The organism is Streptomyces sp. LaBMicrA B280 (assembly GCF_049222185.1).
Lineage (GTDB): Bacteria > Actinomycetota > Actinomycetes > Streptomycetales > Streptomycetaceae > Streptomyces > Streptomyces murinus.
Map to the genome: position 1 here is coordinate 68,778 of NZ_JBMJCT010000010.1, position 10,052 is coordinate 78,829.

Here is a 10,052-nt window from a genome sequence, read left to right on the forward strand (position 1 = left end):
CTTTTCGGGTGGGTAGCTGTGAACGATTTGAAGTTGCACTGGTGTTCGCCTCTGGACAGTGGCCAGCAGAAGGCCACCGACAAGTATCAGGCGGGCGAGCTCGACTTTGACGGGATAGTTGATTTCGCCCGTGAGGCGGATGAACTCGGGGTTGATTCCCTGCTCATGGGAATCAGTTACCACATGCCCGATCCGCTTCCGATGATCGGTGCTCTCGTCCGGGAAACCGAACGGGTCAAGTTCATCCTCGCGTACCGTCCAGGACTGCTTTCCCCGACACTGTTCACCCAGATTGTGAACACCGTTTCCTGGATGTCCGACGGGCGTATCGCACTGAATCTCGTGGCCGGCATCTCGCCCGCCGAGCAAGCCTTTTACGGGGACTTCCTCGCGCATGACCAGCGGTATGCCAGATCCGAGGAATTCCTTGACGTCTGCCACCGTTTCTGGCGCGGCGAGACACCCCTGACCCACCGGGGCGAGCACTACACGATCGAGGACGCTCAGCTCGGCCTCGGCTACAAGGGCGGCGGCCGCCCGCACATCTACCTCAGCGGCGCCTCCGCCGTGGCCCAGAAGACCGCGATCACATACGCGGACTGCTGGCTGCGGTACGGCGACACCCCCGAGGGCATCGCGGCCGTCACCGAGCCGCTGCTGTCCCAGGGCTGCGAGGTCGGCATCAGGATGCACGTCCTCGCCCGGGAGACCCGCGCCGAGGCGCTCGCCGCGGTCGAGGACATGATGCGCGACCCGGACGAGCAACACCGCGCCTGGGTCAGCGACTTCGTCGGCAAGTCCGACTCCGAGGCCGTCAAGACGTCGTTCCGGCTCGCCGACACCGCCTCCGACGACTGGCTGTCGCCGATGCTGTGGTCCGGCGCCGTCGCCTACCGGGGCGGCCCGGCGCTGTGCGTCGTCGGCAGCTACGCGGAGGTCGCCGAGTACCTCTACGCCTACAAGGCCGCGGGCGTCAGCGAGTTCATCTTCTCCGGCTGGCCGACGCGCGACGAGATGCGGATCTTCTACACGCATGTCGCCCCGCTGATCCGCGAGCACGAGCGAAACGCGGCGGGTTCGTGACCCCTCAACCCCGTTACGGCCGCGGCCTGTTCGGCGCGGGCGTGCTGCTCGGCCTGATGGCCGAGCAGGTCGTGATGTTCGCGGTGCCCCTGCTCCTCTTCCAGGACACCAAGCAGGTCTCCACGCTGGGCTTCGCGTTCGCGCTGGAGTGGCTGCCCGGTCTGATCGCCTATCCCTTCGCCGGTCTCATCGCCGACCGGGACGGCGGCGCCCGGCTGTTCTCCGTCGTGACCGGCTCCCGCGCCCTCGCGCTCGCCGTGGTCGTGGTGGTCCTGCTGACCCGGCCGGGCTGGACCACGCCCGCCCTGATGACCAGCGGCGCGGTCCTCTCGGTGCTGGTCGCGCCGACCCGTATGTCCGTCGAGAAGATGGTGCCCCAGCTGGCGGCGGGCGAGGCCATGGCGCGCACCCAGGCGCTGGTGCAGAACATGGAGCTGCTCGCGATGGCCCTCGGTCCCGCGCTCGCGACGCTCGCCGCCGCGCTGATCGGCAAGGTGTGGCTGCTGGCCGTGGCCGCCTGTGTGTTCGCCCTCGCCGCCGCCTGCTGGCTGCCGCTGCCGCGCGGCGAGCGGCCGACCGAGCCGGTGACCGCGCGGGCCACCCTGCGCGAACTGGCCCTGGGCTGGCGGCTGATGGCCGGCAACCGCCCCGTCCTGCTGCTCGGCTTCCTCAACTTCGGCATCAACCTCGTGGTGGCCTCGGTGCTCAGCGCCAACGCGGCGCTGGTGACCGGTGTCTTCGCCGCGCCCGACTGGTCGTTCGCACTGCTCAACACCTGCGTCGGCGTCGTCGGACTGGTCAACCTGCTGGTGATCCCGCTCGTCCTCAGGCGGTTCGAGGTCTCGCTGCTGGGCGCGCTCGGCTTCGCGGTGCTGTGCGCCGCGCTGCTGCTGATCGGCATCGCCGGCTCGTTCCCGGTCTACGCCGTGCTGTTCATCGCGGTGCTCACGGGGGCGGCGTACTACAACGTCTTCAACCGCACCCAGCGGGTGAAGGTGATCCCCAAGGAGCACCTCGGCAAGGTGATGGGGCCCTTCTACCTGCTCAACCTCCTGTCGTACCCCATCGCGGGACTGCTGGTCGGCAGCGTCGGGGCCACGTACGGGCCGCAGCGCCTGGTGGGCGTGCTCGCCGTCGTGCTCAGCGTCTTCGGCGCCGTCCTCCTGCCCCTGACCATGCGCAGCTTCCGCCGGACGCTCACGGACCGTGAACGACTTCCCGTAGGAGTGCAGTCTTGAGTACGTCCTTCCGGTGCCTCGTGAGCACCGTCGAGTCCGATTCGCACATCTGGAACCTGGTCTACCTCCAGAAGCTCCTGGAGGAGCACGGCGGTCTGGTGCGCAACCTCGGCAGCTGCACCCCGGTGCCGGTGGTGCTGCGCGGCATCGAGGAGCACCGCCCCGATCTGCTCGTGGTCTCCAGCATCAACGGGCACGGCCACCACGGCGCCCGGGTCCTGATGACCGAACTCCGGAGCCGGGGCGTCGAACTGCCCTGTGTCATCGGCGGAAAGCTGACCACCTCGGAGTCGGACAACGACCGGGTGCGCCGCGATCTGATCGACCAGGGCTGGACCGACGTGTTCACCGGCGAGGAAGCCGTCCCCCGCTTCCGGGACTTCCTCCACCACGGCGAGCAGCACGGCTTCGCCGCCTGGCAGCCGCCGTCCGCCCCCGTACCGCCGTGGGACAACCCGGCACTCGTGATCGCAGGAGCAGTCTGAATGCACATCGTCATCGTCAACCGCTGGCCGCGCTTCTCCGACGGAGTGCGCTGGGACAACGAACTCACCCGCTACGAGGAGTTCATCGACCACGACATCCACCGGGTCAGCTATGTGGTGGACCCGCTCGGCGCCGAGGGCGTGCTCGCCGATCCGGCGAAGATCGCCGCGCGGGTCCAGGTCGACGACGTCAACGACTTCGAGGCGCTGCGGGACGCGGTCGCCGAGATCACCGACCGGGTCGGCCCGGTGGACCAGCTCGTCGCGCTGTCCGAGTTCACCCTGGAGATCGCCGCCCGGGTCCGCCGGGACCTCGGCATCCCCGGTCCGAGTCCGGACGAGGTCGCGGTCTACCGCGACAAGGTGCGGATGAAGGAGATCCTCGCCCTCAAGGGCGTCCGGGTGCCGCGCTTCAGCGGCTGCGAAACCCCGGAAGCCGCCGTGGCGTTCGCGCGGTCCGCCGGATACCCGGTGATCCTCAAGCCGGTCGACGGCGCCGCCAGCATCGGTGTGCACCGCGTCGAGGACGAGCGGCGGCTCGTCGAACTGCTGCCCGCCCTCGACCTGTCCCGGTACGAGATCGAGGAGTTCGTCACCGGCCGCGTCTTCCACATCGACGGCTACGCGGACGACCACGCGGAGATCCCCTTCCAGGTGGTCTCCCGCTATGTGAACGACTGCCTGGCCTTCGGCCTCGGTGCCCCGCTCGGCTCGGTCGTGGTGCAGAACAGCGAACTGCGGGACCGTATCGAGGCGTTCAGCCGGGAGTGCGTCGCCGCACTCGGCATCCGCGCGACCCCCTTCCACCTGGAGGTCTTCGTCACGCCCGCCGACGAACTCGTCTTCCTGGAGATCGGCGGCCGGGTGGGCGGCAGCGAGGTGCCGCACCTGCTGAACAAGCTCTTCGGGGTCAACCTCTTCGAGGTCTGGCTGCGCGCGGTGGGCGGCGAGTCCACCGCCGGGATCACCACCAAGTCCGGTGATCCGTCAGGCGGTTGGCTGTGCGTGCCGAAGCCGGCCGAGCTGCCCGCGCGGGTCACCAAGGCCGTCTCCCCGCGCGCGAGCGTGCCCTCGATCTGGCGGGAACTGCTGCCCCCGGTCGGCGAGGTGCTCCAGCCGGGCGGCTCCTACGACGCCCTGCACAGCGGCCGCTTCATCCTCCTGGCCGACGACGAGGCCCAGGTGGAGGCGGACATCCACCGCATCATCGACACCTTCGAATTCGAGGCCACGCGCATATGAACCAGCACAGGGGGGAGCCCGCGAACGAGCGGTACCCGGCGCTGCACGCCCGGCTGACCGGCTTCCTCAGCGATGTGGAGCTCGACGGCGTCAAGGCGACCGGAGAGCGGCTCATGGAGGCCGCGGGCGGCGTCGACGCGCTGCCCGACCACAAGGTCATGGTGGCCTACGGCGGCGGCAAGGACAGCACGTACGTCGTCGCGTTCGTGCGCGCGGTGCAGCTGCATCTCGCGCTGAACTTCGGCCGCACCTTCACCCTGCGCGTCGCCAACATGCGGCACGCGGGCGTGCCCCGGGCCGTCATGGAGAACATCGACCGCGTCTACCGGGCGCTCGGCCTGCTCGACGACGACCGGGCGGAACTGCTGACCGTCGACCACACGCTGGTCCGCCCCTTCCATGTCGATCTGCCGCTGCCCGAGCACCTGGTGGCGATCAACCGCCTCGACGTCCTGATGAACGGCCACCGCGCCGCGGGCGACGGCCGGCCGACCTTCTGCAACAGCTGCAACCTGGCCGTCGCCGACTTCTACGGCCGCGCCGCCTGGTTCGACGGCGGCGTCGACGTGGTGATGACCGGCGACTCCCGGCGCGAGCAACTCCTGTACTCCGCCTGGATCATGCGCCTCGCCAAGGCGTCCGGCGTGGATGTGCAGGAGTGCCGCACGATGGGCTTCCGGGGCATCCTGCTGGCCCTGCGCGGCATCGGCGACACCTACTTCCGCGAGCTGTTCGGCGACGACAGCGAGAGCGAACTCGCCGAGCGCGAGGTGTCGACCGGCGATCGCTCGATGCAGCCGCAGTTCATCTCGGTCTACGACCTGGTGAGTTACCGGGTGCACGACCACTGGGACCTCATCGTGGACTTCCTCGGGTTCCAGTTCGACGAACTCGCCTTCAGCTTCAGCGAGTCCGACTGCGCGAACCCCGGCCTGATGGCCCATCTGCGGGCGCTGCGCGCCGAGTTCGTCCAGGACCGGACGTACGACGAGGGCCTGGCCGAGTACCTGGAGCTGGCCGAGCGGCTGATGCACAAGAAGGAGATGCCGCAGCACCTCGTCGACCTCGCGCTCGGCCGCTACGACACGGCCGAGAAGCGGCTCCACCGGCGGGCGCTCTCCGACGCGTTCGCGCGGGAGGCGTTCGGGCTGTCCGAAGAGGCGCTCGTGGCCATGGTGTTCTCGCCCTTCACCGACCGCGGCGCGCGGCTGGCCGCCTTCCTGAAGCGCTGCCACCCCGACCGGGCCGCCGACACCGACCGCATCCACGCGGTGCTCGGCGCCCACGGCACGGCCGACGACGAGATCGCGGCCTGGCTCCAGGACGTCTCCGGCCTCGGCCTCACCCACCTGCGCACCCTCTACACCAGCGGCCTGGTCGACTTCGGCACCCCGGGGACGATCATCTCCCGGGTCCGGGCCGGCGACCCGCACAAGCACCATGTGGCCACCATCGACCCGGTCGGCGGAGCCCCCGTCACCGAACTGATCTCAGGGCGGTGACCGGCCACCTCGACCGGTTCGTGGCCGGCCGCCGGGCCGAGCGGACCCTGGTCGTGCAGCCCCGCATGGGCTTCGGCAGGATCGGCGCGATGGCGGCCGGGCTGCGCGAGGTGGCTGCCCTCGACTTCCCCGTGGTGGGCACGATCACCATCGACAGCTACACCCGGGTCGGCGACCACACCACCCCGCTGGAGCGGCTGGCCGCGGACGAGGAGCTGAACGGCTACCCGCTCGTCTCCCACCCCGCGGCCGCCACCCGGGACATGCTGGCGGACCTGTACGGACCGGAGTTCCCCGTACAGGTCCGGCACGGCACGGCGCTGCCGCTGGCCGTGTTCCGCCGACTGGTCGAGGTCGGCCTGGACGCCACCGAGGGCGGCCCGATCTCCTACTGCCTGCCCTACAGCAGGCTCCCCCTCGGTGACGCGGTGCGCGCCTGGTCGGAGAGCTGTCTGCTGCTGGCCGGGGAGACCGAGCACGGGCACATCGAGAGCTTCGGCGGCTGTCTGCTCGGCCAGCTCTGCCCGCCGTCGCTCCTGGTGGCGACGGCGGTGCTGGAGGGCTGCTTCTTCCGTGCCCACGGGCTGCGCCACATGTCCTTCAGCTACGCGCAGGGCACCCTCGCGGCACAGGACCGCGGGGCGCTGCGGGCCCTGCGCACCCTCGCGGCCGAGCTGCTGGGGGACGCCACCTGGCATGTGGTCCTGTACACCTACATGGGCCTGTTCCCGCGCACCCCGGCGGGCGCGAGCGCGCTCATCGAGGACAGCGCGCGGCTCGCCCGGGACGCGGGCTGCGAGCGGCTCATCGTCAAGACGGTCTCCGAGGCGTGGCAGATCCCGAGCGTCTCGGAGAACCTGTCCGCGCTGCGGCTCGCCGCGGCCGCCGCGCGCGGACCGGCGGCCGCCCGGAGCGCCGAGGAGGACGGGTACTACGAGGAGACGCTCGCCGAGGCACGGGCCATCGTGGCCGCGGTGCTGGACCTGCACGCGGACATCGGCACCGCGCTGACCGAGGCGTTCCGGCTCGGTCTGCTCGACATCCCCTACTGCCTGCACCCCGACAACAGGGCGGCGGCGACCTGCGTCATCGACGAACGGGGCGCGCTGGCCTGGGGGTCCACCGGAAACCTGCCCCTGAGCACCCCCACCTCCCGTACGGCCGGCCGGCTCTCCTCCGACGACCTGTACGGGATGCTCAACCACGTGGCGGAGCGCTACGACAGCGCGTCGTCCGAGCCCAGATTGGTTCCCCGCCCATGACTGTCCCGCACCACCGGCAGGACCGGCCCGCCCTGGTCCTGGTGGACGCGTTCTCCACGGGCTCGATGCTGGCCCGCGAGGCGGCCGAGACCCATCGCGTCCTGCATGTGCGCTCCCGCGACCTCGCGTCCGGCACCTTCGGCGCGAGCCTGCCGAGCGCCCTGCTCGCCGAGGACCTCACCTACCCCGGCCACGAGGCCGACGTACTGGCCCACTTGAGGGCACGGCACCCCGTGGGCGTCGTCGCCGCCAGCGAGTTCGGCGTCGAGGTGGCGGACGAACTGGCCCACCGGCTCGGGCTGCGCGGCAACGACCCCGCGCTGTCCGCCGCCCGCCGGGACAAGTCCCTGATGATGGACGCCCTCTCCCGGGCGGGCGTGCCCACGGCCCGGCAGTGCCGCTCCGGCGACCCGGCCGAACTGCTCGACTGGTGGCGCGGCCACCCGGACATCGCGCGCCTCGTGATCAAGCCGCTGGACAGCGCGGGTTCCGACGACGTCTACACCTGCGACAGCGAGCAGGAGGTCCTGGACGCCTGCCGGACCGTCCTCGGCAAGACCAACATCATGCTCCGGGTGAACGAGGAGGTGCTCGCCCAGGAGTACCTCGCCGGGGACGAGTACATCGTCAACACCGTGAGCCGCGACGGGAGTCACTGGTTCACCGACGCCTGGATCAGCCGCAAGCAGGTACGGGAGGGCGGCCGCCGGATCTACGAGGCGGAGGACCTGCTGACGCCGGACGACCCGGTGCTCGACGTCGTCCTGCCGTACGTCGCGCGGTCCCTGGACGCCCTCGGCATCACCGACGGACCCGCGCACAGCGAGCTGATCCGCACCGAGCGCGGCCCGCTGCTCCTGGAGACCGGGGCGCGCGTCTCGGGCCTCGCCAACCCCGCCGCGCTCGATATGTGCACCGGCGCCAACCAGGTGAGCCTGACCCTCGACTGCCACGCGGGCGACGGTGTCCGGCTCGCCGCGCGCCCGGCCCGCTACCCGGTGCTCCAGCGGGCGCGCTGCGTCAATCTCATGGCGCGCCGTGCCGTACCGCTGCCGCTGGCGGCCATCACGTCCGCGCTCGAGCGGATCCCCGCCTTCGAGAGCGTCCGGTTCCGGATCGCCGACGGCGCGCCCACCCGGCCGACCGTGGACCTCAACTCCTCGCCCGGCGCCGTGTTCCTGGTGCATCCCGACCCCGCCGAGATCGACAACGCCCACAAGGTGATCCGCGAGCTCGAGCACGAACTGCTCTGAATCCGAAAGCATGGTGAGATCCATATGTCCCTGGACAGCGAGCGGTTCCGCGAGATCTTCGGCTCCTTCCCGACGGCCGTCGCCATCGTCACGGCGCTGGACGAGCAGGGCGAGCCGCGCGGCTTCACCTGCAACGCCGTCTGCTCGGTCTCGGCCGCGACGCCGAGGCTGCTCGTCGGGGTCGGCAAGAGCTCCCAGACGTTCCCCGCGCTGGCCGCCTCCGGCGCCTTCGTGGTCAACTTCCTCGCCGAGTCCGGTGAGCAGGCCTCCCGCACCTTCGCCGACAAGGGCCCGGACAAGTTCGCGGGCCTCGTCTGGGAGCCCTCCGCGCATGCCGGGGGCGCGCCGATCCTCACCGGCGTCGCGCTCGCCTACGCCGAGTGCCGCACCGTGCAGACCGTGGACGCCGGTGACCACTGGCTGCTGATCGCCGACGTCCACGGGGGAGGGACGTACTCCCGGGAACCGCTGCTGTACTGCCGCGGCTCGTACAGCACCTGGCCGGCCGCGGCGGCACGGCACTGACCGGCGGCGCTGCTCAGCGAAGAGGCCCAGCCGTCCGCCGGGCCTCTTCCGGACGGTTCAGCCGCACAGCGCGCGTGCCTGTACCTTGCCCGCGAACAACCGCGCGTACCAGCCCTTGCCGCTGGCGATGGGCGCGTTGGCCGTCACCTCGTCCTGGGACTCGCCCCAGCCGTTCTTGTACCAGCTCTGCGCGGAGTAGCCGCCGCCGATCACATCGGTGCCGTCCGGGCAGTACGCGTCCGAGTCGCTGTGCTCGGCGCTGGTCGGTCCCACGACGACGCGCGGTGCCTCCGCCTGCGGCACACACACCGCGCGGGCCTGGATCCGGCCGGTCATCAGGTCCGCGAACCAGCCCGTGCCGTCCGCCAGCGGGGCGTTCGCCTGGACCCCGTCGTAGGGCTCCCCGCCGTTGGACTGGCTGAAGGAGACCGCGTTGTAGCCGCCGTTGAGGACCCGCATGCCCGCCGGGCAGTGGGCCACCGAGGGTTCTCCCGACTCGCTGGTCGGGCCGACCACGGTCCGCGCCCGCGAGACGGGTGCCGCCGCGGCCGTCGCCTGGGCCGACGTGGTGCTCAGGACGCCGACCGCGACGGCGCTCGTACCCACGAGGCCCGCGGCGGCGAGGCAGGCGGCCAGACGGTGCTTCTGCATATGTAACATGCGCCTTCCCGATTGCTCTGTGTGTTCCCGATGCTGCGAACAGTGATTGTCACCGGGAGGGGGAGCGTTCGGGTCCGTTTCGCGGCTTACGGCGTCTCAAACCGCCCCTGGGAGGGATGTGCCGCTCGCGAGCACCGCTACTCCTCCACCCCCTCGCTCCGGTGGTCCCGCAGGCCGCGGAACTCCCGGTGCATGGCCCGCATGAACACCCGGAAGTTCGGGTGCCGCTCGGGTGATGTGCCCCGCCAGCTCGCCCAGGTGTAGACGGCCCACTCGCCGTTCTCGTCAACGTCCTCGGGATCCAGCAGGACGAACGTCGCGTCGGACTCGACGTCGAGCTGGAGCCCGCGCCGCCAGATGTCCACCTCCACCCGCTCCTCGGGCCCGGCGTCCTCGTCCAGGTACTCCTCGAAGATCTCCGCGAGCCCCGCCTCGTTCTCGTGCCAGCGCACCTGCTCGGTCCCGGCCAGCAGCCACACGAATCCCCCCGCGTTCCGCCAGCCGTCGGTCACCTTCAGGAACTCCCGGTACGACGGCGGCATCCGGCGGCCGACGCGCCGCTCCATCGCGGTGACGCGCTCCTCGGACGCGGGCGGGAACCCCAGCCAGCGTGTGCGCCGCGCGGCCTTGTCGCCCTCGTCCAGTTCCTCGTCGTCCGGCAGGGAATCCGCCCATTCCTCGCTCCACCGGAGCAGGAAGGGCCGCCAGTCGCGTGCTGTGTCGTCCGTCATGCACCCGATGCTGTCACCCACCACTGACAGTGCCTCATGAAGCCCATTCCGGTCACGGATCGAACGACGAG

General features: G+C 70.8%; 9 protein-coding genes and 1 pseudogene. 8 read left to right on the forward strand and 2 right to left on the reverse strand.

Annotated features, from left to right (window positions below; all coding sequences use genetic code 11):
- Positions 1 to 18: 18 nt before the first annotated feature.
- From ACLF5H_RS09800 to ACLF5H_RS09835, 8 genes are read left to right on the forward strand one after another with little or no spacing between them, the layout of a single operon-like run.
- The gene (locus ACLF5H_RS09800; RefSeq protein WP_421675665.1) at positions 19 to 1,083 is read left to right on the forward strand and encodes an LLM class flavin-dependent oxidoreductase; all 1,065 of its coding nucleotides are present in this window, start codon (positions 19 to 21) and stop codon (positions 1,081 to 1,083) included.
- Positions 1,080 to 2,321 carry an MFS transporter gene (locus tag ACLF5H_RS09805; protein WP_421675666.1) on the forward strand — a complete coding sequence of 414 codons (1,242 nt, stop codon included), beginning with the start codon at positions 1,080 to 1,082 and terminating at the stop codon, positions 2,319 to 2,321. Before ACLF5H_RS09800 ends, ACLF5H_RS09805 begins: the two co-directional genes overlap by 4 nt.
- Positions 2,318 to 2,806 carry a cobalamin-dependent protein gene (locus tag ACLF5H_RS09810; RefSeq protein WP_421675667.1) on the forward strand — a complete coding sequence of 163 codons (489 nt, stop codon included), beginning with the start codon at positions 2,318 to 2,320 and terminating at the stop codon, positions 2,804 to 2,806. The genes ACLF5H_RS09805 and ACLF5H_RS09810 overlap by 4 nt, the downstream gene beginning before the upstream one ends.
- Complete coding sequence (locus tag ACLF5H_RS09815; RefSeq protein WP_421675668.1) at positions 2,807 to 4,048, forward strand: ATP-grasp domain-containing protein; 1,242 nt, start codon at positions 2,807 to 2,809, stop codon at positions 4,046 to 4,048. It begins immediately after the preceding gene.
- On the forward strand, positions 4,045 to 5,550 hold the full coding sequence (locus ACLF5H_RS09820) for a PqqD family protein (RefSeq protein ID WP_421675669.1): 1,506 nt from the start codon (positions 4,045 to 4,047) through the stop codon (positions 5,548 to 5,550). The genes ACLF5H_RS09815 and ACLF5H_RS09820 overlap by 4 nt, the downstream gene beginning before the upstream one ends.
- Positions 5,547 to 6,812, forward strand: a complete 1,266-nt coding sequence (locus tag ACLF5H_RS09825) for a methylaspartate mutase (RefSeq protein ID WP_421675670.1) — start codon at positions 5,547 to 5,549, stop codon at positions 6,810 to 6,812. The genes ACLF5H_RS09820 and ACLF5H_RS09825 overlap by 4 nt, the downstream gene beginning before the upstream one ends.
- Positions 6,809 to 8,065 carry an ATP-grasp domain-containing protein gene (locus tag ACLF5H_RS09830; RefSeq protein WP_421675671.1) on the forward strand — a complete coding sequence of 419 codons (1,257 nt, stop codon included), beginning with the start codon at positions 6,809 to 6,811 and terminating at the stop codon, positions 8,063 to 8,065. Before ACLF5H_RS09825 ends, ACLF5H_RS09830 begins: the two co-directional genes overlap by 4 nt.
- Positions 8,066 to 8,089: 24 nt before the next feature.
- On the forward strand, positions 8,090 to 8,590 hold the full coding sequence (locus ACLF5H_RS09835) for a flavin reductase family protein (RefSeq protein WP_421675672.1): 501 nt from the start codon (positions 8,090 to 8,092) through the stop codon (positions 8,588 to 8,590).
- Positions 8,591 to 8,647: 57 nt separating this feature from the next.
- On the opposite strand, the gene ACLF5H_RS09840 is transcribed toward ACLF5H_RS09835, so the two are convergent.
- The gene (locus tag ACLF5H_RS09840; RefSeq protein ID WP_421675673.1) at positions 8,648 to 9,241 is read right to left on the reverse strand and encodes a hypothetical protein; all 594 of its coding nucleotides are present in this window, start codon (positions 9,239 to 9,241) and stop codon (positions 8,648 to 8,650) included.
- 158 nt (positions 9,242 to 9,399) lie between these two features.
- Positions 9,400 to 9,981, reverse strand: a pseudogene (locus ACLF5H_RS09845) (SMI1/KNR4 family protein); the annotation flags it as partial.
- Between the last annotated feature and the right edge of the window lie 71 nt (positions 9,982 to 10,052).

Bases quoted from the DNA above. Each gene is read 5' to 3' on its own strand.
- ACLF5H_RS09815 (WP_421675668.1), top strand. From the start codon at position 2,807: ATGCACATCGTCATCGTCAACCGCTGGCCGCGCTTCTCCGACGGAGTG.
- ACLF5H_RS09820 (WP_421675669.1), top strand. From the start codon at position 4,045: ATGAACCAGCACAGGGGGGAGCCCGCGAACGAGCGGTACCCGGCGCTG.
- ACLF5H_RS09830 (WP_421675671.1), top strand. From the start codon at position 6,809: ATGACTGTCCCGCACCACCGGCAGGACCGGCCCGCCCTGGTCCTGGTG.
- ACLF5H_RS09835 (WP_421675672.1), top strand. From the start codon at position 8,090: ATGTCCCTGGACAGCGAGCGGTTCCGCGAGATCTTCGGCTCCTTCCCG.
- ACLF5H_RS09840 (WP_421675673.1), bottom strand. From the start codon at position 9,241: ATGCAGAAGCACCGTCTGGCCGCCTGCCTCGCCGCCGCGGGCCTCGTG.